This window comes from Streptomyces sp. NRRL B-1347, from assembly GCF_000720325.1.
Classification (GTDB): Bacteria; Actinomycetota; Actinomycetes; order Streptomycetales; family Streptomycetaceae; genus Streptomyces.
Map to the genome: position 1 here is coordinate 34,739 of NZ_JOJM01000015.1, position 21,691 is coordinate 56,429.

20 protein-coding genes and 1 riboswitch are annotated in these 21,691 nt (G+C 70.8%); of the genes, 13 read left to right on the plus strand and 7 right to left on the minus strand.

Annotated elements, in window-relative coordinates:
* Nucleotides 1–166: 166 nt before the first annotated feature.
* The 5 genes from IG74_RS0115510 to IG74_RS0115530 all read left to right on the plus strand — a co-directional run bounded on the left by IG74_RS0115510 (nucleotide 167) and on the right by IG74_RS0115530 (nucleotide 5,423).
* Nucleotides 167–1,408 carry a L,D-transpeptidase gene (locus IG74_RS0115510; protein WP_030676210.1) on the plus strand — a complete coding sequence of 414 codons (1,242 nt, stop codon included), beginning with the start codon at nucleotides 167–169 and terminating at the stop codon, nucleotides 1,406–1,408.
* A gap of 144 nt (nucleotides 1,409–1,552) precedes the next feature.
* Nucleotides 1,553–2,323 carry an enoyl-CoA hydratase/isomerase family protein gene (locus tag IG74_RS0115515; protein ID WP_030676213.1) on the plus strand — a complete coding sequence of 257 codons (771 nt, stop codon included), beginning with the start codon at nucleotides 1,553–1,555 and terminating at the stop codon, nucleotides 2,321–2,323.
* 264 nt (nucleotides 2,324–2,587) lie between these two features.
* Nucleotides 2,588–3,091 (plus strand): ATP-binding protein, encoded by a 504-nt coding sequence (locus IG74_RS0115520; RefSeq protein WP_030676216.1) that lies wholly within the window; start codon nucleotides 2,588–2,590, stop codon nucleotides 3,089–3,091.
* Between the two features lie 374 nt (nucleotides 3,092–3,465).
* Nucleotides 3,466–4,227 carry a polysaccharide deacetylase family protein gene (locus IG74_RS0115525; protein ID WP_030676219.1) on the plus strand — a complete coding sequence of 254 codons (762 nt, stop codon included), beginning with the start codon at nucleotides 3,466–3,468 and terminating at the stop codon, nucleotides 4,225–4,227.
* Complete coding sequence (locus IG74_RS0115530; protein ID WP_030676222.1) at nucleotides 4,227–5,423, plus strand: YncE family protein; 1,197 nt, start codon at nucleotides 4,227–4,229, stop codon at nucleotides 5,421–5,423. The genes IG74_RS0115525 and IG74_RS0115530 overlap by 1 nt, the downstream gene beginning before the upstream one ends.
* Nucleotides 5,424–5,576: 153 nt before the next feature.
* Here IG74_RS0115530 and IG74_RS0115535 read toward each other — a convergent pair whose 3' ends face one another.
* Complete coding sequence (locus IG74_RS0115535) at nucleotides 5,577–6,236, minus strand: GNAT family N-acetyltransferase (RefSeq protein WP_030676224.1); 660 nt, start codon at nucleotides 6,234–6,236, stop codon at nucleotides 5,577–5,579.
* Between the two features lie 82 nt (nucleotides 6,237–6,318).
* Here IG74_RS0115535 and IG74_RS0115540 point away from each other — a divergent pair, with 82 nt between their 5' ends.
* Entirely contained in the window at nucleotides 6,319–6,534 is a 216-nt protein-coding gene (locus tag IG74_RS0115540) for an EF-hand domain-containing protein (RefSeq protein WP_030676228.1), read from the plus strand.
* A gap of 52 nt (nucleotides 6,535–6,586) precedes the next feature.
* Here the strand turns inward: IG74_RS0115540 and leuA are convergent, their stop codons facing one another.
* Complete coding sequence (leuA, locus tag IG74_RS0115545) at nucleotides 6,587–8,314, minus strand: 2-isopropylmalate synthase (RefSeq protein ID WP_199818835.1); 1,728 nt, start codon at nucleotides 8,312–8,314, stop codon at nucleotides 6,587–6,589.
* Between the two features lie 104 nt (nucleotides 8,315–8,418).
* On the opposite strand from leuA, the gene IG74_RS0115550 reads away from it, so the two are divergent.
* Nucleotides 8,419–9,135, plus strand: coding sequence for a FadR/GntR family transcriptional regulator (locus tag IG74_RS0115550; protein WP_030676233.1), 717 nt, complete (start codon nucleotides 8,419–8,421; stop codon nucleotides 9,133–9,135).
* On the opposite strand, the gene IG74_RS0115555 is transcribed toward IG74_RS0115550, so the two are convergent.
* Nucleotides 9,132–9,683: a glycoside hydrolase family 25 protein gene (locus tag IG74_RS0115555; RefSeq protein ID WP_030676237.1), complete on the minus strand. Its 552-nt coding sequence runs from the start codon at nucleotides 9,681–9,683 to the stop codon at nucleotides 9,132–9,134. The two genes, IG74_RS0115550 and IG74_RS0115555, sit on opposite strands and share 4 nt — an antisense overlap.
* 183 nt (nucleotides 9,684–9,866) lie before the next feature.
* Between IG74_RS0115555 and IG74_RS0115560 the strand changes: the two genes are divergently transcribed.
* On the plus strand, nucleotides 9,867–10,751 hold the full coding sequence (locus IG74_RS0115560; protein WP_030676240.1) for a phosphatidylinositol-specific phospholipase C: 885 nt from the start codon (nucleotides 9,867–9,869) through the stop codon (nucleotides 10,749–10,751).
* Between the two features lie 11 nt (nucleotides 10,752–10,762).
* Here IG74_RS0115560 and IG74_RS0115565 read toward each other — a convergent pair whose 3' ends face one another.
* The 4 genes from IG74_RS0115565 to gcvT form a co-directional block, all read right to left on the minus strand.
* Complete coding sequence (locus IG74_RS0115565) at nucleotides 10,763–12,148, minus strand: L-serine ammonia-lyase (protein WP_030676243.1); 1,386 nt, start codon at nucleotides 12,146–12,148, stop codon at nucleotides 10,763–10,765.
* A gap of 193 nt (nucleotides 12,149–12,341) precedes the next feature.
* Complete coding sequence (gene glyA, locus IG74_RS0115570; RefSeq protein WP_030676246.1) at nucleotides 12,342–13,604, minus strand: serine hydroxymethyltransferase; 1,263 nt, start codon at nucleotides 13,602–13,604, stop codon at nucleotides 12,342–12,344.
* 25 nt (nucleotides 13,605–13,629) lie between these two features.
* Nucleotides 13,630–14,007: a glycine cleavage system protein GcvH gene (gene gcvH, locus IG74_RS0115575; protein ID WP_030676249.1), complete on the minus strand. Its 378-nt coding sequence runs from the start codon at nucleotides 14,005–14,007 to the stop codon at nucleotides 13,630–13,632.
* A 143-nt stretch (nucleotides 14,008–14,150) separates the two neighbouring features.
* Complete coding sequence (gene gcvT, locus IG74_RS0115580) at nucleotides 14,151–15,284, minus strand: glycine cleavage system aminomethyltransferase GcvT (RefSeq protein ID WP_030676253.1); 1,134 nt, start codon at nucleotides 15,282–15,284, stop codon at nucleotides 14,151–14,153.
* A gap of 175 nt (nucleotides 15,285–15,459) precedes the next feature.
* Nucleotides 15,460–15,562, minus strand: a riboswitch (glycine riboswitch).
* Nucleotides 15,563–15,696: 134 nt separating this feature from the next.
* Between gcvT and IG74_RS0115585 the strand changes: the two genes are divergently transcribed.
* The 5 genes from IG74_RS0115585 (at nucleotide 15,697) to IG74_RS0115605 (ending at nucleotide 21,563) form a co-directional block, all read left to right on the plus strand.
* Nucleotides 15,697–16,461 carry an AAA family ATPase gene (locus IG74_RS0115585; RefSeq protein ID WP_234334339.1) on the plus strand — a complete coding sequence of 255 codons (765 nt, stop codon included), beginning with the start codon at nucleotides 15,697–15,699 and terminating at the stop codon, nucleotides 16,459–16,461.
* Between the two features lie 71 nt (nucleotides 16,462–16,532).
* Nucleotides 16,533–17,318: an enhanced serine sensitivity protein SseB gene (locus IG74_RS0115590; RefSeq protein WP_030676259.1), complete on the plus strand. Its 786-nt coding sequence runs from the start codon at nucleotides 16,533–16,535 to the stop codon at nucleotides 17,316–17,318.
* A 195-nt stretch (nucleotides 17,319–17,513) separates the two neighbouring features.
* Nucleotides 17,514–18,290 carry an enhanced serine sensitivity protein SseB C-terminal domain-containing protein gene (locus IG74_RS0115595; protein ID WP_030676262.1) on the plus strand — a complete coding sequence of 259 codons (777 nt, stop codon included), beginning with the start codon at nucleotides 17,514–17,516 and terminating at the stop codon, nucleotides 18,288–18,290.
* 393 nt (nucleotides 18,291–18,683) lie between these two features.
* Nucleotides 18,684–19,688 carry an ABC transporter permease gene (locus IG74_RS0115600; RefSeq protein ID WP_030676265.1) on the plus strand — a complete coding sequence of 335 codons (1,005 nt, stop codon included), beginning with the start codon at nucleotides 18,684–18,686 and terminating at the stop codon, nucleotides 19,686–19,688.
* A gap of 102 nt (nucleotides 19,689–19,790) precedes the next feature.
* Complete coding sequence (locus IG74_RS0115605) at nucleotides 19,791–21,563, plus strand: ABC transporter substrate-binding protein (protein ID WP_030676268.1); 1,773 nt, start codon at nucleotides 19,791–19,793, stop codon at nucleotides 21,561–21,563.
* The last annotated feature ends 128 nt before the right edge of the window (nucleotides 21,564–21,691 follow it).

Genomic DNA, 21,691 nt, shown 5'->3' on the forward strand with positions numbered 1-21,691 from the left:
GGCCCACATCATCGGCACAGTTGGGACTGAACGGTGACATTGGCGGGGATCCATCGGTGTGGGCCGTGTGGTTATCTAGCGCAGTGCGCGAGACGGATGGTCTTTCCCGGTCGCGCGGCGACGGATGAGTGCGGGCCTGTCGGGGCCGTGCGAGGGGAGAAACATCGTGAACGGGCGACCGATATCGGGGGCGTCGGCCCATGCGCGAAAGCGCGCGGGACGGCGGGGCGCCAAGGGACTGACCGCGGTGGTGTCGGGGGCGACGCTGCTGCTCGTGGCCGCGTGCGGGGGCGGCTCGGACTCGGGGGACGGGGGCGGGGGCAAGGACAAGGCGGACGCCAACAAGCCGTCCCAGGCCGTCGTCACCATCGCCCCCAAGGACGGCGCGGACGCCGTGGCGACCAACGGGGCGCTGCGGATAACGGCCGCCAAGGGCAAGCTGACCGAGGTCACGGTCAAGGACCCCAAGGGCAAGACGGTGCCCGGGAAGATCGTCGCGGATGGCGCGAAATGGTCCCCCGAGCGGCATCTCGCCTCCGGCACCAAGTACAAGGTCCACGCGATCGCCAAGGACGCGGACGGCCGCGTCGCCGCCAAGGACTCGTCGTTCACGACGCTCGTGCCGAAGAACACCTTCGTCGGCCAGTTCACGCCGGAGGACGGCACGAAGGTCGGCGTCGGCATGCCGTTCTCGGTGCGCTTCACGCGCGGCATCACCGCGCCGGACGCCGTCGAGAAGGCCATCGACATCAAGACCGAGCCGTCGGTGCCGGTCGAGGGCCACTGGTTCGGCAACGACCGCCTGGACTTCCGCCCCGAGAAGTACTGGAAGCCGGGCACCAAGGTCACCGTCACGATGAACCTCGACGGGGTCGAGGGCCGCCCGGGCGTCTACGGCAAGCAGGCCAAGACCCTGCGCTTCGAGATCGGCCGCAGCCAGGTCTCCGTCGTCGACGTCAAGACCAAGCAGATGACCGTCAAGCGCGACGGCAAGGTCATCAAGAAGATCCCCGTCACCACGGGCAAGCCCGGGTACGAGACGTGGAACGGCCAGATGGTCATCAGCGAGCGCCTCAAGGTGACCCGCATGAACGGCGAGACCGTCGGCTACGGCGGCGAGTACGACATCAAGGACGTGCCGCACGCCCAGCGCCTGTCCACCTCCGGCACCTTCATCCACGGCAACTACTGGGGCGGCGGCGCCTTCGGCAACTACAACGCCTCGCACGGCTGCATCGGCCTGCGCGACGTCCGCGGCGGCTACGACAAGAACGTCTCCGCGGCCTGGTTCTTCGACCGCTCGATGATCGGCGACGTGGTGGTCGTCAAGAACTCCAACGACAAGATCATCGCCCCGGACAACGGCTACAACGGCTGGAACATGTCCTGGGAGAAGTGGAAGGCCTGAGCCTTCGCCACGCACTCCCGGAAGGGCCCGGCGCACTGTGTGACCAAGTGCACCGGGCCCTCCCGTCGCCCACCACCGCCCTTTCAAGGAAGGCCCTCCGGGCCGCCCCTCCCTTTTGCATGAACGACCGCTAACGTGCCCCGCATGACAACTGTGCATCTCGAAGTCGCCGACGGCGTCGGTACGATCCGCCTCGACCGGCCCCCGCTGAATGCCCTGGACATCGAGCTCCAGGACCGCCTGAAGGAGCTCGCGGCGGAGGTGACCGACCGCGACGACGTCCGCGCCGTCGTCCTCTACGGCGGCGAGAAGGTGTTCGCGGCGGGCGCGGACATCAAGGAGATGCAGGACATGGACCACCGGGCCATGGTCCTGCGCTCGCGGGCCCTCCAGGACTCCTTCACCGCGATCGCCCGGATCCCCAAGCCCGTCGTCGCCGCCGTCACCGGCTACGCCCTCGGCGGCGGCTGCGAGCTCGCGCTCTGCGCGGACTTCCGCATCGCCGCCGACAACGCCAAGCTCGGCCAGCCGGAGATCCTGCTCGGCCTGATCCCGGGCGCGGGCGGCACCCAGCGCCTGCCGCGCCTGGTCGGCCCCTCCAAGGCGAAGGACCTCATCTTCACCGGCCGTCAGGTCAAGGCGGACGAGGCCCTCGCCATCGGTCTGGTGGACCGCGTGGTGCCCGCCGCCGAGGTGTACACGGAGGCCCACGCGTGGGCGGCGCGGCTCGCGCGCGGCCCCGCGCTCGCGCTGCGCGCCGCGAAGGAGGCGGTCGACCAGGGCCTGGAGGCGGACATCGACACCGGGCTCGCCGTGGAGCGCACCTGGTTCGCGGGCCTGTTCGCGACCGAGGACCGCGAGCGCGGCATGAGCAGCTTCGTGGCGGACGGGCCAGGTAAGGCTAAGTTCCTCTGATATCCGGCCAGTTGAGGTTCCGTCAGCCAAAGTTTCCCCCGAAGGGGCTGATTATCACAGGCTTAAGAGAGCCTTAAGTCCATCGCGGTCGAGGCGCTCTGTGATCTCTTGTGAGCGGGAAGTCACCGCAGGTCAGCCCGGTTGTACCGGACCTCTAACTGCCCATGGCATATGACGTGCCGGCCCCCTGGAACGGAAGCTTCCGGGGGGCTCATTCCGCCGGAACGGCCCCAATGGGGTCCGGGGGCGGCCATGATGGGGGGCATGGCGGGGCAGGAGGGCTTTGAACAGTCGCGGCGGCGCGCAGGCGCCACCGCCGCGCGCTGGTCGCCGGCGGTGGAGGACGAACACGCCCTGAAGGCCCTGGAGTTGTTCGGCAACCCGACCGACGCCGAGGTCCAGCTGCCGTCCCGCCCGGAGTCCGCCGCCATCGCCCGCCGCCTCGCCCAGGTCGTCGTCCTGCGCCACTGGGGCCTGTCGCCGAAGCTCACCGAGGACGTCGTGCTCCTCGTCTCCGAGCTCGTCGGCAACGCCGTGCGGCACACCGGCGCCCGCGTCTTCGGCCTGCGCACGCACCGGCGGCGCGGCTGGATCCGGGTCGAGGTCCGCGACCCCTCGCGCGGCCTGCCGTGCCTGATGCCGGTCCACGAGCTCGACATCAGCGGCCGCGGCCTGTTCCTCGTCGACAAGCTCGCCGACCGCTGGGGCGTGGACCTGCTGCCGCGCGGCAAGACGACGTGGTTCGAGATGCGGATCACCGACCGCTAGCGCTCGCGCGCACCGGGGCCGCTGACACGCGAAAGCCCCCGGGGCCGTGGGTAGCGGCGCTGTCGGGGGCCTTCGAGCGGGGCCGGGACCGGTGTGGGTGTGGTCCGCAGCCCGTAAGGCGACGTAGCTCGGGTCAAAGAGGGTCGCTTCCTCGACTATGGCAGACGGGGGCCTCTGATCCAAAAGTCTACATTCGGGCATTCGTGGGCATAGCGTGACAGTTTAGAGGTGAATCCTTGGTGAGATAGAGCACGCACCTTGTAAACGATGGCTAAACAGCACCTGTGAGGGTCCATCGCGAGCCTAAGCGGAATCTCTTGGTCTGGACCGAGCCTCATGTCAATCAGCGGCTTTCGGACGCCGCCGCCCTATAAATGGGTCGCGTGACTTCGACCGACCGGCGCGGCGCGCTGCGCATCGGGACCGGGCTCGCCCTCACTGCCCTCGCGGGCTGTGCCCCCGCGGGAGGCCGCGAGCCGCGCCCCGCGAGACGGCCGCACCGGGCGCCCGCGCCGGGCCCCCGGGCCTTCCCCGGCCTGCCCGCGCAGATCGCGCACAGCCCGCGCGGGCGGCCCGAGGTGGCGCTCACCTTCCACGGCCAGGGCGACCCGGCCACCGCCCGCGCGCTGCTCGGCGAGGCCGAGCGGGCGGGCGCCCGCGTCACCGTCCTCGCCGTCGGCACCTGGCTCGACGAACACCCCGCCCTGGCCCGGCGCGTCCTCGACGGCGGCCACGACCTGGGCAACCACACCCTGCGCCACCGCACCATCAACAGCCTCCCCGAAGCCGATGCCTACGCCGAGATCACCGGCTGCGCGGACCGCCTGCGCCGCCTCACCGGCGGCATCGGCAGCTGGTTCCGCCCCTCGCGGGCCGAGCGCGCCACCCCGCTCGTCGCCCGTCTGGCCCGGCGCGCGGGCTATCCGCACGTCCTCTCCTACGACGTCGACTCACTCGACTTCACCTCGCCCGGCGCCCCGGCCGTCACCCGCAAGGTCGCCGCCGAGGCCCGTGCGGGCTCCGTGGTGAGCCTGCACTTCGGGTACGCGGACACGGTCGCCGCGCTCCCCGCCGTCCTGGAAGAACTCGACCGCCGCGGCCTGCGCGCCGTCACGACCACGGAGCTGCTCACCTGATGCGAAACCTGACCCGGGCCACGCGCGCCGCGGCCCTCCTCGCCGCGACCGCCGCCCTCACCGCCCTCGCGGGCTGCGGCACCGAGCGCGCCGACCGCGCGGACAAGACGGACAAGGCGCTCGCGACCAAGGCCCCCGCCAAGCCCGCCGAGCCGAAGAAGATCTACGGCCTGCCCGGCATGCCGCCCGTCCTCGACCCCAAGGACGTCTACGCCGCCGACCGCCCGAACAAGCTCTCCCCGGCGGTCAGGGATTTCCCGTCCCGGGTCTACGTCCCCAACACCAACTCCAACACCGTCTCGGTCATCGACCCCAAGACGTACAAGGTGATCGACACGATCCCGGTCGGCGTCCAGCCCCAGCACGTCGTCCCGTCCTGGGACATGAAGACGCTCTGGGTCAACAACAACCGCGGCCACACCCTCACGCCCATCGACCCCAGGACCGGCGACGCGGGCAAGCCGGTCGAGGTCCACGACCCGTACAACCTCTACTTCACGCCCAACGGAAAGTACGCCGTCGTCATGGCGTCGCTGGACCGCGAGCTGGTCTTCCGCGATCCGCACACCATGAAGCGGAAGAAGACCGTCCCGGTCAGCTGCTACGGCGTGAACCACGCCGACTTCTCCCTCGACGGCCGCTACTTCATCGTGTCCTGCGAGTTCAGCGGTGAGCTGCTGAAGGTCGACACCGAGAAGATGAAAGTCGTCGGCCAGCAGAAGCTGCCCTTCGACGGGGCCATGCCGCAGGACGTCAAGATGTCCCCCGACGGCAAGAAGTTCTACGTCGCCGACATGATGGCCGACGGCATGTGGGTCCTCGACGGCGACACCTTCGGCAAGCCGAAGCTGCTGCCCACCGGCAAGGGCTGCCACGGCCTGTACGTCAGCCGCGACTCCCGCGAGATGTACGTGTCCAACCGGGGCGAGGGCACCGTCTCCGTCTTCGACTTCCCCCGCAACAAGCTCACCAAGAAGTGGCACCTGCCGGACGGCGGGAGCCCCGACATGGGTGGGGTCTCGGCCGACGGCAACACCCTGTGGCTCTCCGGCCGCTACGACTCCGAGGTCTACGCCATCGACACCCGGACCGGCGTCCAGGTGGCCCGCATCCCCGTGGGCGGGGGCCCGCACGGCCTGGCCGTGTATCCGCAGCCAGGCCGGTACTCACTGGGTCACACCGGCATCTTCCGCTGACCGGCATACGCGGTGAACGCCGTCCACGCCGTGGGGGAGAGGGCGAGTTCGGGGCCCCTACGGCCTTGGAGTCACGGACGTGGACGGCTTCCGGGCCGGCGGCTTCCAGCAGCTGCGAAGGCCCTGCCCGGCAGGCGACCGACGCGGAACCTGCTAGCGCGCGAAGAAGAGGGCCTCCGACCCCACGGGCCGGTACCCCGCCGCCTGGAAGGCGCGCACGCTGCGGGCGTTCCCCGGGGCCTGCTGGGCCCACACCTGTGTGCCCTCGGGGGCCAGGCACCGCGCCGCCGAGGCGAGTGCCCGGCCGAGTCCTCGGTGGCGTGCCGACTCGTCGACCTCCACGGACGCCTCCCAGCGCCCGGCGACCCCGCGCCCGAGGACGACGACGCCGCCCGCGCCGGACGTCCACACCCGGACGTCGTCGCGCCGCTTGAGGGCCCGCGCCACGCGGGGGTGGTCGGGGTCGTCCAGTTCGCGAAGGCCGAGGGCCGGGTCCGGCGGCCCGGGCACGGCGGACGCCACGGTGACGAGGTCGATGGTGTCGACCGCGCGGCCGGTCCGCTGCCCGAACGCGGTGAGGAACGCCGGATTCATCGTCGCGGCCAGCGGGTCACAGCCGACGGCGGCCACGGCGGCGCGCACCCAGTCCGGGTCCTCGTCGGTGAAGACGACCGAGTGCGCGGTGAACGACATCACTCCCGCGTCGCGCGGGGAGGGCTGCGGAACCACGGTCGTGGCGCCGTCGGCGGGCGGGAAGTCGCCGTGGGCGGCCGCGACGAGGATGTCCCCGAACGTCACTGATGCGCTGGCCATGGCCGGACTCCTTGCAATCGTCACCCAGATCGGCCGTTACCCTAACCCCCGTTAGTTAGGACACGAAGAAGGGGCGGACCCGGTGGCGGACATCGAGGAAGCACGCAAGCAGTTCGACCGGTTCGACGCGGACGGCGACGGCTTCATCACGGCGGCGGAGTACAAGACCGCCATGGCGCAGATGGGGGACTGGAACGTCACCGAGTCGGTGGCCGAGGCCATCATCAAGTCCAAGGACGAGAACGGTGACAAGCTGCTCTCCTTCGACGAGTTCTGGGCGAGCCTGAACAAGGCCTGAGCAGACCTCGCACCACCGGACGGGCCAGGGTTCCCCTGGCCCGTCCGACGTTTCACGCCTGCGACGTCCGGTGTCGGAGCCCCCGGTTCACCGCCGACACCACCGCCTGGACCGACGCCGTGAGGAGCGAGGTGTCCACGCCCGCGCCCCAGACGTCGTCGGCTCCGCCGACGCGGCAGCGCGCGTAGGCCGCCGCCTCGCTGGTACCGCCCGAGGCCAGGGCGTGCTCGCTGTAGTCGAGGACGTCGACGGCGATGCCCGCGGCGCCGAGCGCGGCGACGAAGGCGGACAGCGGGCCGTTGCCGACGCCCTCGAAGTCGCCGGGCCGGCCGTGCACGTCCAGGGTGCACACACAGCGGTGCAGGCCGTCGGGGGCGGTGTCCGCGGCCCATGACAGGACCGACACCGGGCCGCCGGAACCCGGCCTGCCCGGCGCCAGGTACGTGCTGCGGAACAGCTCGTACAGCTCGTCGGGGCGGGCTTCGCGGCCGCTGCCGTCGGTCGTCTCCTGCACCACGCGGGCCACGTCGGGGCGCATCCCGGCGGGCAGGTCGAGCCCGTGCCGGGTCCGCAGCAGATACGCGGTGCCGCCCTTGCCGGACTGGGAGTTGACCCGGATCACGGCCTCGTACGAGCGGCCGACGTCGGCCGGGTCGATCGGCAGGTACGGCACGCTCCAGGGCGCGTGGCCCGGCTCCACGCCGAGGTCGGCGGCCCGCTTGGCGTGGTGGGCCAGGCCCTTGGCGATGGCGTCCTGGTGGGTGCCGGAGAACGCGGTGTGCACGAGGTCGCCCGCGTACGGGTGGCGCGGGTGCACGGGGAGCCGGTTGCAGTGCTCGACGACCTCGCGGACCGCGTCGATGTCGGACAGGTCGAGCATGGGGTCGACGCCCTGCGCGTACAGGTTGAGCGCGAGCGTCACCAGGTCGACGTTGCCGGTGCGCTCGCCGTTGCCGAACAGACAGCCCTCGACGCGCTGGGCCCCGGCGAGCAGCGCGAGTTCGGCGCAGGCGACGCCGGTGCCGCGGTCGTTGTGCGGGTGCACGGACAGGATGACGGAGTCGCGCCGGGCCAGGTGCCGGTGCATGTACTCGATCTGGTCGGCGTACACGTTCGGCGTTGCTATCTCCACGGTCGCGGGGAGGTTGTGCGTGACGGGCCGGTCCGGGCTCGCGTCCCACAGCTCGGTGAGGGAGTCGCACAGCTCCAGGACGTAGTCGGGCTCGGTGAGGTTGAAGGTCTCCGGCGCGAACTGGAAGCGGATGTCGGCGTCCGGGCGCGCGTCCGCGAGGCGGGCCATGCGGGCGGCGGCCTCCAGGGCGGTGGCGGCGACCGCGGCGCGGTCCTTGCCGAGCACGACCTCGCGCCACACCGGCGAGGTGGCGATGTACAGGTGGACCACGACGCGCGGGAGCCCCGCGACGGCCTCGAAGGTGCGGTCGATGAGCTCGGGGCGGGCTGGGGTGAACACGACGGGCGTGACGTCGTCCGGTACGGCTCCGGAGCGCACCAGCTCCACCAGGTGCCGGACGAAGTCGAAGTCCGCCCGGCTCGCCGACGGATAGCCGACCTCGATCTCCTTGAACCCCAGGGACACGAGCAGGTCGAAGAGGCGGCGCTTGCGCGCGGTGTCCATCGGCTCGGCCAGGGCCTGATTGCCGTCGCGCAGGTCGACGGGGACCCACAGGGGCGCGCGGGTGAGCGTGTTGGCGGGCCAGCGGCGCTCCCGGAGCGGGACGTCGACCCGGTCCTCGAACGGCACGTAGCGGTGCGTGGGCATGGGGCTGGGGCGCTGGGGATTCCACGGGTACGAGATCACGCGCCCCAGCGTAGGCAGACCTCAGGTCCTCAGACAAGTACTCCTCAGACAAGTACACTCCTGGAGTGACCTCACCGAAGCCCCCGGCGCCGCAGCTCGGCGCCCTCCGCGCCAGCCCCCTCGTCGAACAGGCCACGGAGCGGCTGCGCGACCAGATCACCGGGGGCGGGTGGCCGGTCGGCGCGAAGCTTCCCGGTGAGACGACCCTCGCCAAGGAGCTGGGCGTCGGCCGCTCCACGGTCCGCGAGGCGCTGCGCGCGCTCGCCGGGGCCGGGCTCGTGCAGGCGCGGCAGGGCGCCGGGGTCTTCGTCACCGCCACCGAGCCTGTCGAGGACTGGCCCGCCCGGCTGCGGGCCGCCGCGATCGGTGACGTGTACGAGGTGCGGGCCCTCGTCGAGGTGCAGGCGGCGCGGCTCGCGGCCGCCCGCCGCACGCCCGCGGACGTCACGGCGATGCGGGCCGCGCTCACGGCGCGCCGGGCCGCGGCGGGCGGGGGCGACGCCGCGTTCATCGACGCGGACATCGCCCTGCACGCCACCGTGGTCGCGGCCGCGCACAACCCCGTCCTCACGGACCTGTTCGCCCAGTTCGCGCCCGCCCTCCGGCAGGGCCTCATCGACCTGCTCGACCTCATCGACGTCCGCCGGGAGGAGTCCGACCACGGGGACGAGGCGCACGACGCACTCGTACGGGCCGTCGAGTCCGGGGACGGCGACGAGGCGGAGCGGGTGGCACGGGCGGAGCTGGAAGTGACGCTGGGGCGCCTTACGGGCCGGGGCTAGGGCGTGGCCCAGTCCCGCATCGCGTCCTTGGTCGCGAAGTCCGCCACGTTCTTGTCCAGGGGCGTGGACGTGTACTGGTGGATGCGCCACTCGGCGCGGATGCGGGGCTTGCCCGCCGTCACGTAGTCGGCGATCCAGAGGCCGTCGCCCGCGTACGACGTCGTGTCCCGGTTCAGCCAGAAGTCGCGGTTCGTGTACAGGATCGTCCGGAGGTTCGGGCGCAGGCGCTTCACCTCCTTGATGAAGCGGTCCTTCTCCGCGTTCGTCGCGGCCGTGTGGTCGCCCGTCCACTCCCAGTCGACCGCCAGGAAGTCGCCCGCCTTCTCCGGGGCCTTGGCCACGAAGTACTCCGCCTGGGCCGTGATGTTGCCCGGCCACAGGAAGTGGTAGAAGCCCGTGACGCAGCCGGCGTCACGGGCGCGTTTCGTCTGGGCCGACAGGCGTGGGTTGATGTAGGTGCGGCCTTCGGTGGCCTTGACGATGACGAAGGAGACGCCTTCGGTCGAGAAGGACGACTGGTGGGAACTGACGTCGATGCCGCGGAGCACGGGTGACCTCCGGAGGTGGGGGGAGGGAAGCGGGTCGCGGCCGGGGAACGTGGGCCGTGGGGGGTTCGCCCCGGCGGTCAGTGAAACGTGAACTGTTGACTGTGGATTGACCGTTCCCCGCTACAGGCGTTCCCATCCATACTGAGGGCCCTTCCCACACCCCCCACCCCCACGGGAACCCACATGGCCCTCAGCCGTCGCACCTTCCTCGCCGCCACCGGTGCCACCGCGTCCGCCGCCCTCGTCGGCACGTCCGCCGCGCGGGCCGTCGCCCGCCCTCTCGACGGCCGCGACTGGCTGGCGGGGATCGACGCCTCAACTCCCCTGCAGCGCCTCACGATTCCCGGCACGCACGACTCCGGCGCCCGGTTCGGCGGCTGGTGGGTGGAGTGCCAGAACACCACGCTCGGGCAGCAACTGGCCTCCGGCATACGGTTCCTCGACATCCGGTGCCGGGCCTTCGAGGGCTCCTTCACCATCCACCACGCGGCGTTCTACCAGAACCTGAACTTCGACGACGTGCTCGGCGCCTGCCGGGACTTCCTCGCCGCCCAGCCCGCGGAGACCGTCCTCATGCGGGTCAAGCAGGAGTACTCGCAAGAGAGCGACGGCACGTTCCGCGCGATCTTCGACGACTATCTGGACCGGCGGGGCTGGCGCTCCCTCTTCCACATCGGCCAGGCCTGGCCGCGCCTGGGCGATGTGCGCGGCCGCGTCGTGCTCATCGCCGACAACGGCGGCCTGCCGGGCGGCATCCGGTGGGGCGACGGCGGCCTCTTCGACCTCCAGGACGACTGGAACGCCGCCCCGGCGGCGAAGTACCCGAAGATCGAGGCCCACTTCCGGAAGGCCGCGAGCCAGCCGGGAAAGCAGTACGTCAACTTCGTGAGCACGGCGGCGGGCCTGCCGCCGCGCTGGAACGCCGACGCCCTCAACCCGAAGGCGCACGCCCTCCTGGAGAGCGCGGAGGGCCGCGCCTGGCGCGGGCTCGGGATCGTACCGATGGACTACCCGAACACCCGCGCCGGCCTGGTGGAGTCACTCATCGCCCACAACCAGGCCCCCTGAGGGGCTCCGGCTCAGCACTCGATGATGTTCACGGCGAGGCCGCCGCGCGCCGTCTCCTTGTACTTCACGCTCATGTCGGCGCCGGTCTCCTTCATGGTCTTGATGACCTTGTCGAGGGACACCTTGTGGGAGCCGTCGCCGCGCATGGCCATGCGGGCGGCGGTGACGGCCTTCACCGCGGCCATGCCGTTGCGCTCGATGCACGGGATCTGGACGAGGCCGCCGACCGGGTCGCAGGTCAGGCCGAGGTTGTGCTCCATGCCGATTTCGGCGGCGTTCTCCACCTGCTCCGGGGAGCCGCCGAGGACCTCGGCGAGGGCGCCCGCGGCCATCGAGCAGGCGGAGCCGACCTCGCCCTGGCAGCCGACCTCGGCGCCGGAGATGGAGGCGTTCTCCTTGAAGAGCATGCCGATGGCACCGGCCGCGAGGAGGAAGCGGACGACGCCCTCCTCGTCGGCGCCGGGCACGAAGTTCATGTAGTAGTGCAGGACGGCCGGGATGATGCCCGCGGCGCCGTTCGTCGGGGCGGTCACGACGCGGCCGCCCGCGGCGTTCTCCTCGTTCACCGCCATCGCGTAGAGCGTGATCCACTCCATCGCGCGCGCCTGCGGGTCGCCCTCGGCGCGCAGCTGGCGCGCGGAGTGCGCGGCCCGGCGGCGGACCTTCAGGCCGCCCGGCAGGATGCCCTCGCGGGACATGCCGCGCGAGACGCAGGCCTGCATGACGCCCCAGATGTCGAGGAGCCCGGCACGGATCTCCTCCTCCGTGCGCCACGCCTTCTCGTTCTCCAGCATCAGGGCGGAGATGGAAAGGCCGGTCTCGGAGGCCAGGCGCAGCAGCTCGTCACCCGTGCGGAAGGGGTGCTTCAGGACCGTGTCGTCGGGGACGATCGGGTTCTCCCCGGTCGCGCCCTCTTGATTGAGAACGGTCTCGTCCACGACGAAGCCGCCGCCGACCGAGTAGTACGTCTTCTCCAGGACGAGGGCGCCCTCGCGGTCGTACGCGAAGATCGTCATGCCGTTGGCGTGGTACGGCAGGGCCTTGCGGCGGTGCAGGACCAGGTCCTCGTCGAAGTCGAAGTCGATCTCGTGCATGCCGAGCAGGTTGATGCGGCCGCTGCTCTTGATCTCCTCGACGCGGTCGTCGGCCGACTCCACGTTCACCGTGCGCGGGGACTCGCCCTCCAGGCCGAGCAGGACCGCCTTGGGCGTGCCGTGGCCGTGGCCGGTGGCGCCGAGGGAGCCGTACAGCTCGGCCCGTATGGCCGTGGTGTGGGCCAGCAGGCCCTCGTTCTTGAGGCGGCGGGCGAACATGCGCGCCGCGCGCATCGGACCGACCGTGTGGGAGCTGGACGGGCCGATGCCGATCGAGAACAGGTCGAAGACCGAGATGGCCACGAGAGAACTCCAATGGTGGGTGGTAGACGCCGTTGTCTGCCGGTCGTGCGAGGGCGGTGCTACGGGCTCGGCGGTGCTACGCGGGCTTTGCGGGACTGCTGGTGGGACACGTGGTGCGGGGCACCGCGTACACCGTCCTCATGTCCAGTGTGCGCGGTGCCCCGGAAGTCCGTACCAATAAAAGCGTACGAAACTACTTCAGGCCGGGGTACAGCGGGTGCTTCGCGGCCAGAGCGGACACCCGGGCCGCGAGGGCCGCGGCGTCGAAGTCCGGCTTGAGGGTCTCGGCGATGACGTCCGCGACCTCGCGGAAGTCCTCGGCCCCGAAACCGCGGGTGGCGAGCGCGGGCGTGCCGATGCGCAGGCCGGAGGTGACCATGGGCGGGCGCGGGTCGTTCGGGACCGCGTTGCGGTTGACCGTGATGCCGACCTCGTGGAGGCGGTCCTCGGCCTGCTGGCCGTCGAGCTCGCTGTTGCGCAGGTCCACCAGGACCAGGTGCACGTCCGTGCCGCCGGACAGGACCGCGACGCCGTGCTCCTTGACGTCGTCCTGGACCAGGCGCTCGGCCAGGATCCGGGCGCCGTCCAGGGTGCGCTCCTGTCGCTCCTTGAAGTCGTCCGAGGCCGCGACCTTGAAGGAGACGGCCTTGGCCGCGATCACGTGCTCGAGGGGGCCGCCCTGGAAGCCCGGGAAGACCGCCGAGTTCAGCTTCTTCGCGAAGTCCTTGTTGCGGGCCAGGATGATGCCGCCGCGCGGGCCGCCGAGCGTCTTGTGCGTGGTGGAGGTGACCACGTCCGCGAACGGCACCGGGTTCGGGTGCAGGCCCGCGGCGACGAGACCGGCGAAGTGCGCCATGTCGACCCACAGGTACGCGCCGACCTCGTCGGCGATCCGGCGGAACTCGGCGAAGTCGAGCTGGCGCGGGTAGGCGGACCAGCCCGCGATGATCACCTTGGGGCTGTTCTCCTTGGCCAGGCGCTCGACCTCGGCCATGTCGACCAGGCCGGCCTCGTCCACGTGGTACGCGACCACGTTGAACTGCTTGCCGGAGAAGTTCAGGCGCATGCCGTGGGTGAGGTGGCCGCCGTGCGCCAGGTCCAGGCCGAGGATCGTGTCGCCGGGCTTGGCGATCGCGAAGAGGGCGGCCTGGTTGGCGGAGGCGCCGGAGTGCGGCTGGACGTTGGCGTACTCGGCGCCGAACAGGTCCTTGACCCGGTCGATCGCGATCTGCTCGGTGACGTCGACGTGCTCGCAGCCGCCGTAGTAGCGGCGGCCCGGGTAGCCCTCGGCGTACTTGTTGGTGAGGACCGTGCCCTGGGCCTCCATGACCGCGACCGGAGCGAAGTTCTCCGAGGCGATCATTTCCAGGGTGGACTGCTGGCGGTGGAGCTCGGCGTCGACGGCCGCGGCCACGTCCGGGTCGAGCTCGTGGAGAGGAGTGTTCAGAAGCGACATCGGAAGATCAGTCCTTACGCCGTGGTCAGCTGCCTGCGAACGCGGTGTACTCGTCGGCGGAGAGCAGGTCGCCCGGCTCCTCCGAGACGCGCACCTTGAACAGCCAGCCGCCCTCGAAGGGGGCCGAGTTCACCAGGGAAGGGTCGTCCACAACGTCCTGGTTGGCCTCGACGACCTCACCCGAAACCGGCGAGTACAGATCGCTGACCGACTTCGTCGACTCCAGCTCGCCGCAGGTCTCACCCGCGGTGACGGTGTCGCCGACGGACGGCAGGTCGGCGTAGACGACGTCACCGAGCGCGTTGGCCGCGAACTCGGTGATGCCGACCGTCGCCACACCGTCCTCGGTGGCCGACAGCCACTCGTGCTCCTTGCTGTAACGCAGCTGCTGGGGGTTGCTCATGGCGTGAATTCTCCTGTACGCGGGCGTGTGCTGATGAACGCGGGGATGTGCAGTCTTACGGAGTGAGACGGGACGGACGGGACACCGGCGGACGAAACCGGGCCCGGCGCCTCCGCTGTGATCAGTCCGGCGCGGGGCGCGCGCTACTTCTGCCGCTTGTAGAACGGCAGCGCCACGACCTCGTACGGCTCGTGGGTGCCGCGGATGTCCACGCCCACGCCCGCCGTGCCCGGCTCGGCGTGGGCCGGGTCGACGTACGCCATCGCGATCGGCTTGCCGAGCGTCGGCGACGGGGCGCCGGAGGTGACCTTGCCGATGACCTCGCCGTTCGCCACGACGTCCATGCCCGAGCGCGGGACCCGGCGGCCCTCGGCGATCAGGCCGACGAGCTTGCGCGGGGGCGCGCCCGCGGCGCGCTCCGCGGCGGCCTTCAGGGCGTCGTGGCCCACGAAGTCGCCGGCGTGGGTCGTCTTGTCGAACTTCACGACCCGGCCGAGGCCCGCGTCGAAGGGGGTGAGCGACGTCGTCAGCTCGTTCCCGTACAGCGGCATGCCCGCCTCCAGGCGGAGCGTGTCGCGGCAGGAGAGACCGCATGGCACGAGCCCGACGGGGGTACCCGCGTCCGTGAGCGCCCGCCACAGCTTCTCGGCGTGCTCCGGCCGCACGAACAGCTCGAAGCCGTCCTCGCCGGTGTAGCCCGTGCGGGCGATCAGGGCGGAGACGCCCGCCACGGTGCCCGGCAGGCCCGCGTAGTACTTCAGGCCGTCCAGGTCGGCGTCCGTGAGGGACTTCAGGATGCCGGGGGACTCCGGGCCCTGCACGGCGATCAGGGCGTAGGCGTCGCGGTCGTCGCGGACCTCGGCGTCGAAGCCCGCGGCGCGCTCGGTGAGGGCGTCCAGGACCGTCTGGGCGTTGGAGGCGTTGGCCACGACCATGTACTCGGTCTCGGCCAGGCGGTAGACGATCAGGTCGTCCAGGATGCCGCCGTCCTGCTGACAGATCATGGTGTACCGGGCGCGGCCCACGGAGACGGAGCCGATGTTGCCGACGAGCGCGAAGTTCAGCAGGTCCACGGCCTGGGCGCCGGTCACGGTGATCTCGCCCATGTGGGAGAGGTCGAAGAGGCCGGCCTTGGTGCGCACGGCGTTGTGCTCGTCGCGCTCGCTGCCGTACCGCAGCGGCATGTCCCAGCCCGCGAAGTCGGTCATGGTGGCGCCCAGGGAACGGTGCAGGGCGTCGAGGGCGGTCTGACGTGGGGCGCTTGCGGTCTGACTCATCAGTACTGGCTCCAGGGCATGACGGGCGAGGTCTGTCCTCCCCATCTGTCATAAACCTGAGAGGTTCACCATGCCCCGCGCGTATAACGGAGCATGACTTGCACCTTGGGTGGAGCCGCCCCGCTGGCCGCGCTGGACGCGCGCGTCGGGGGAGTGGCTCGCTTTTCAGATGTGCCTCGCCCGCGCGGTACGGGGCCTGAGAGATTCAAGGGAGGAACTTGCTCCTTCGGCGCCCCACGACGCTCACGCGTCACCGGGGACTCTCCCGCGCGGATTCAAGCGGCCGGTATGGAGTTGGCGCGCACATCATTGCACGCGCCCCCGCTTCACAACAGCCGCAACCAGGGAGTCCCCCGTTGTCGTCTTCGTAAGGCATTACCTTCTCTTTACAGTCGACGGAGAAGTACTGGGGATGAGTGACGTGACGAGCATGGGGAGGCCGATCACGGTGCGCAGGAGCAGTGCTTACGCGACGACCACGGGCGTCTCGCTGCCCAAGGCGGGGGCAGTGCTGCCCGGCGCGGGCGTCGCGCTGCCCCCGCAGCCGGGCGCCCCCGCGGGTCCGGCGCGCGAGGCCGCCACGGGCTCCCCGCGGGCCGTGGTGCGCGACCTCAGGGACCGCGCCGGGCGCGGCCCGCGCCGCCTGGTGTTCGCCGCGGGCGACGTCGTGGTGGTCTCCGGACTGCCCGGCAGCGGCAAGTCCACGCTGATGCGGCGCGCCGTCGCGGGCCCGCGCGTGGACTCCCAGGACACCCGCGACCGCTGGGCGGCCCGCGTGCCGCGCCGGATCCCGTACGCGCTCTACCGCCCCCTCGTCCGCGTCGCGCACTACGCACACCTGCGCCGCACCCTGCGCGCGGGCACCGGCGTCGTCGTCCACGACTGCGGTACGCAGCCCTGGGTGCGCCGCTGGCTCGCCCGCGCGGCGGCCCGGCGCGGGGCCACGCTGCACCTGCTGCTGCTCGACGTGCCCGCGCCGGTCGCCCTCGACGGCCAGCGCGCCCGCGGCCGCGGCGTCTCGCGGTACGCCTTCGCGCGGCACCGCAGGACGGTCGGCCGCCTGGTCGGGGCCGCCGAGCGCGGGCAGCTGCCGCGCGGCTGCGGCGCGGCCGTGCTGCTCGACCGGGAGGCGGCGGGGGCGCTGCACGAGCTGGGCTTCGAGGGCCAGGACGGGTAGGCCGTGCCGCGCGTGCCGGCCGGCGTTAGGGTCGGGCCGCAGGACAGCACGGAGAGCAGGGGTCGAGACAGATGGAATTTCCGGGGGACGTACCGGCACAGGCGCACGCCCATCCGTACGGCGGCTGGCCCGCCAACGAACTGGAGGAGGTGCTCGCCGCCTCGCTCGGCGCGCCGCCGTCCGAGGCGACGGGCGCCCGCATGATCGAGGTGCTCGGCCGCAGCACGCTGTGGATCCCGCTGCCGAACGGGGGCGGGCCCGACAGCGGCACGCTCGACCTGCCGACGCTGGAGCTCGACGGGCAGGCGTACGTGCCCGTCTTCACCTCCGAGCAGGAGTTCCAGCAGGCCACCGGGGGGCGGATGAGCTGCACGGTGGCGCCGGCGGTGGAGTTCGCGCGCGGCCTGGCGCCGGAGCTCGGCATCGCGCTGAACCCGGAGGGCACGGTCGCGGTGCCGCTGCCGCCCGCCGCGGTGGCCGTGCTGTGCCGGGCGGGCCGGACGGAGCTGGACGGGCCCGCGAGCGGCGGCCGGGTGCGGCTCTACGAACCGGACTGGCAGGACGACCCGGTGGACTTCCTGTCCGCCGCGGCCCAGGAGTTCGAGGCGACGGGCGCGGTGCTCGGCGCGCGGCGCTGCCTCGCCACCGTCGAGGACGAGGCGCCCACCCTCTTCATCGGCGTCGAGCTGTCCTCCTGGGAGGGGGACGCCAGGGAGCTGCCCATGCAGGCCCTGGGCCGCGCCCTCGGCCGGGCCCCGGTCCCGTGGCCGGTCAACCTGGTCCTCCTGGACGTGGCACAGGACCCGGTGGGCGACTGGATGAAGGCCCGCCTCCGCCCGTTCTTCACCGCGGGCTAGCGGGGGCGGCGCCCCGAAGGGGCGCGGGGAACTGCGCGACCAGCCACAACGAGGCCGCAGATGCCCGACGGCACAGCACGGCACAGCACGGCAAAGCCGTTCAAGCGCTAAGTCGCGACGTCCCGCTTAAGCTGTTCCCGGTGACGCGGTCGGCGCAACGACCGCGCAGGGCACGTCGCGAAGGGGCGGTTACGGGTGAGCGCGTCGGGCACCGCTGCGGCCGGACAGGTCGAGCACATGCTGCGGCAGGTGACGCCGGGGCGCTATGACGCGTACGAGGCGCTCCTGCACGCTCTCGCCGACGACAAGGTGTGGATGCTGCTCTGGCACGGCCAGGCCGGATCCCCCGACGCCCAGTACGGGAACATGGAGGTGGAGGGGTACGGCTACGCACCGTGCGTGACCTCCGCCCAGGAGCTCTCCGCGAGCGGCTGGAACCGGGGCTACGAGGTGGTGGGCGGCCTCGACGTGGCGCGCGCCCTGTACCCGGACCACTACGGCCTGTGGCTCAATCCGCACGCCCCGGGCGGCGGCGTCGGCGTCCCCTGGCTCGATCTGCGGCGCATCGCGAGCGGCCTCGCGGCCCAGCCCGCGGGCCCGCTGCGGCTTGCCGATCCGACCATCGAACTCCCGCAGTTCTACGCGCTGTTGAGCCAGAACGCGCACCGCACCCCGGCCGTCCGCGCGCTGCGCCGCGCCTGGGTGCAGCCGGTGCTCGGCGCCCCCTATCTGGCCATCGGCCTGGACGTGTACGACACCTCGCCCGCGTCCGTCGACTCGGTGCGCGCGATGATGCAGCAGTCCATCGGCGCCGTCCCCGAGGGCCTGCCCGTCTCGACCGTCGCGATGGCCGATCCGCACGACCCGGTCGCGCTGTGGCTGCGCGCCAACGCCCGGCCGTTCTACGACCGCGACGCGCAGGCGTCCCCGGCCCCCGCCGCAGGCGGATACGGCTATCCCGCCCAATACTGAGACATATTGGACCTAAGCGGCAGCAATCCCCTCGCGTGCCCCGCGCCGTGCATCACGGGTGGTGGCTGGATTCCGCTTCCTGGTGATGGCCTGATCAGCGTCGACGTGCACGATGTCCCCTTCTGGGGCAGGAGTGAGCGTATGGACGCGCGTGGTGCCTGTGCCCACAACTGCCCCGTGTTCGCCCGGCGTTCAGTGACGTCCGGATAACGGAACACCTCGATCAGCATCACGGTTGCGCATCCATTCCCCGACAAGTCTGGTAACAGATCACGACCCCGTTGAAGACTCCCGCTCCAAGGGGCCTTCGCCCCTGTGTACGACGGACTGATCACGTCGCTACAGCGGCAAGTGCGGGCCGGTCACCGCCGGTTGAGAGGGGTCCCTGCCACGATGACGGCGCCATTGCATGACACACCTGCGGACGCGAAACCCACGGAGGAAGTCGCCCCCGCAGCTGGTGCAGGGGGGAAGAAGGTCGAGGGGCGCTCCCTCACGCAGATCGCCTGGAACCGCCTGAAGCGCGACAAGGTCGCCCTCGCGGGCGGCATCACGGTGGTCCTCCTGGTCCTCGTGGCGGTGTTCGCACCCCTGATCGTCAGCGTGCTCGGACACCCGCCGAACGACTTCCACCAGGAGAAGCTGGACCCGCTGACGAACCTGCCCACGGGCTCGTTCGGCGGCGTGAGCAGCGACTACCTCTTCGGAGTCGAGCCCAACAAGGGCCGCGACGTGTTCAGCCGGATCGTCTACGGAGCACGCATCTCGCTGCTCGTGGCCTTCCTCGCGGCGATCGTCGCCGTCGTGCTCGGCACCCTCTTCGGGATCATCGCCGGCTACTTCGGCGGCTGGATCGACGCCCTGATCAGCCGCGTGATGGACGTGCTGCTCTCCTTCCCGCAGCTGCTGTTCATCATCTCCCTGGTCTCGGTCCTTCCCGACGACTTCCTCGGGCTCGAAGGGACGAGCGTGCGCGTCGCGATCCTCGTCCTGGTCATCGGCTTCTTCGGCTGGCCGTACATCGGGCGCATCGTGCGCGGCCAGACGCTCTCGCTCAGGGAACGCGAGTACGTGGAGGCCGCCAAGAGCCTCGGCGGCGGCCGGCGCCACATCCTGTTCCGCGAACTCCTGCCGAACCTCGTGGCCCCCATCACCGTCTACGCGACGCTGATGATCCCCACGAACATCCTCACGGAGGCCGCCCTCAGCTTCCTGGGCGCGGGTGTCAAGCCGCCGACCGCCTCCTGGGGAGGCATGCTGCGCGACGCCCTCGAAACGTACGAGCACGACCCCATGTTCATGGTCTTCCCGGGTGTGACGATCTTCATCACGGTGCTCGCCTTCAACCTCTTCGGGGACGGTCTGCGCGACGCGCTCGACCCCAAGGGAACCCGCTAGCAGACCCGACCGACTTGCCCCTGCCGCTGGTCAGGTGGCTCTTTCCATGGTTCTTCGGCAGCGATAAGCCAGGGAACCGCGAATCTGGAAGGTTGCGAGAAAATGCCCACACTTCCCCCGAAAAGGCGGCTCGCCGCGGGCGCGGCCCTCGTCGTCGCGGCGCTGGTGACCACCACGGCCTGCGGCGGTGGCGACGGTGACGGCGACGGCGACGGGAAGGGCGCCGGCTACAACGCCGCCCTGAACAAGGTCGCCAAGCCCTCCAAGAAGACCGGCGGCACCCTGCGCATGGTCGGCAAGCAGGACCTCGACTCGGCCGACCCGCAGCGCGCGTACTACGGCATGTCCTGGGACTTCATGCGCTTCTACACCCGCCAGCTGGTGTCGTACGACACCAAGCCGGGCAAGGCGGGCACGAAGCTGGTGCCGGACCTCGCCAAGTCCACCGCGAAGATCTCGGCCGACGGCAAGACCTACACGTACGAGCTGCGTGACGGCCTCACCTGGGAGGACGGCTCGCCGCTGACCTCCAAGGACATCAAGTACGGGATCGAGCGCATCTGGGCCAAGGACACCATCACCGGCGGCCCCGGCTACCTGCGCCAGGCGCTCGACCCCAAGGGCGAGTACCCGGGTCCCTACAAGGACAAGTCGGCGGACAAGCTCGGTCTGAAGGCGATCCAGACGCCGAACGACAAGACCATCATCTTCAAGCTGCCCAAGCGCAACGGTGACTTCGAGCAGTTCCTCGCGATGCCGTCCGGCTCCCCGGTCAAGGCGGCGAAGGACACCAAGGCGAAGTACACCTCGCGGCCGTTCTCCGCGGGCCCGTACAAGTTCGAGACGTACAAGCCCGGCAAGAAGATCGTGCTCGTGCGCAACGACAAGTGGAAGAAGGCCTCGGACCCGATCCGCCCGGCCCTGCCGGACAAGATCGACGTCACCATCTCCGCCAACCTGGAGGAGAACGACAAGCGTCTGATGGCCGGCGACTACGACGTCGACCTCAACGGCACCGGCATGACCCAGTCCGGCCGCGTCACCGCCGTCCAGAAGCACCGCGACAGCGTCGACAACATGCACACGTCCTTCGTGCGCTACGTCGCCCTGATCCACACGGCGAAGCCGTTCGACAACGTCCACTGCCGCAAGGCCGTCTTCTACGCCACGGACTTCGCGAGCCTCCAGCAGACCCGCGGCGGCAAGCTCGCCGCCGGTGACATCGCCAACAGCACCTTCCCCAAGGCGATCCCGGGCTACAGCGACTACGACCCCTACGGCGTCCTGGAGCGCAAGGGCAAGCCGGACCTGGCCAAGGCCAAGGACGAGCTCAAGCAGTGCGACAAGCCGAACGGCTTCAGCGCCAAGCTGACCGCCCGCAACAACAACCCGGGTGAGGTCGACGCCGCCGAGGCGCTGCAGGCCCAGCTGAAGAAGGCGAACATCAACATCGACGTCGAGTCCCTCGACGGCGCCGACTCCGCCAGCATCACCGGTTCGCCCTCCGTGGTGAAGAAGCGCGGCTACAGCATGCAGATGTCCGGCTGGGGCCCCGACTTCCCGTCCGGCCAGGGCTACGCGCAGCCGCTGTTCGACTCGCGCTACCTGGTCGAGAACGGCAACTACAACGAGTCCCAGATCAAGGACAAGAAGATCGACGGGCTGTTCGACAAGGCGATCGCCGAGACCGACCCGGTCAAGGCCGGTGAGATCTACAAGCAGCTCGACAAGCGCATCCTCGACGACGCCGACTGGATGCCGTTCCTGTACGAGAAGAACATCACCTGGCGCGGACCGCGGCTGACCAACGCCTACATGTCCGACGCCTACAACGGCCGGTACGACTACGTCTCGCTCGGCGTCAGCAGCAAGTAACGCCCGACCGCCACGGCGGGCTTCCCCCGCCGTGGCACCCGTAGTTGATTGACCGTCACACCGCCGCCGCCGATATCCGCCAGTCCGAAGGGCAGGTGATGGCCCCGGGCGGTGGCCCCGCACCCCTC

Bases quoted from the DNA above. Each gene is read 5' to 3' on its own strand.
- IG74_RS0115515 (WP_030676213.1), top strand. From the start codon at position 1,553: ATGACAACTGTGCATCTCGAAGTCGCCGACGGCGTCGGTACGATCCGC.
- IG74_RS0115520 (WP_030676216.1), top strand. From the start codon at position 2,588: ATGGCGGGGCAGGAGGGCTTTGAACAGTCGCGGCGGCGCGCAGGCGCC.
- IG74_RS0115525 (WP_030676219.1), top strand. From the start codon at position 3,466: ATGGGTCGCGTGACTTCGACCGACCGGCGCGGCGCGCTGCGCATCGGG.
- IG74_RS0115530 (WP_030676222.1), top strand. From the start codon at position 4,227: ATGCGAAACCTGACCCGGGCCACGCGCGCCGCGGCCCTCCTCGCCGCG.
- IG74_RS0115535 (WP_030676224.1), bottom strand. From the start codon at position 6,236: ATGGCCAGCGCATCAGTGACGTTCGGGGACATCCTCGTCGCGGCCGCC.
- leuA (WP_199818835.1), bottom strand. From the start codon at position 8,314: ATGCCCACGCACCGCTACGTGCCGTTCGAGGACCGGGTCGACGTCCCG.
- IG74_RS0115560 (WP_030676240.1), top strand. From the start codon at position 9,867: ATGGCCCTCAGCCGTCGCACCTTCCTCGCCGCCACCGGTGCCACCGCG.
- glyA (WP_030676246.1), bottom strand. From the start codon at position 13,604: ATGTCGCTTCTGAACACTCCTCTCCACGAGCTCGACCCGGACGTGGCC.
- gcvH (WP_030676249.1), bottom strand. From the start codon at position 14,007: ATGAGCAACCCCCAGCAGCTGCGTTACAGCAAGGAGCACGAGTGGCTG.
- gcvT (WP_030676253.1), bottom strand. From the start codon at position 15,284: ATGAGTCAGACCGCAAGCGCCCCACGTCAGACCGCCCTCGACGCCCTG.
- IG74_RS0115585 (WP_234334339.1), top strand. From the start codon at position 15,697: ATGAGTGACGTGACGAGCATGGGGAGGCCGATCACGGTGCGCAGGAGC.
- IG74_RS0115590 (WP_030676259.1), top strand. From the start codon at position 16,533: ATGGAATTTCCGGGGGACGTACCGGCACAGGCGCACGCCCATCCGTAC.
- IG74_RS0115600 (WP_030676265.1), top strand. From the start codon at position 18,684: ATGACGGCGCCATTGCATGACACACCTGCGGACGCGAAACCCACGGAG.
- IG74_RS0115605 (WP_030676268.1), top strand. From the start codon at position 19,791: ATGCCCACACTTCCCCCGAAAAGGCGGCTCGCCGCGGGCGCGGCCCTC.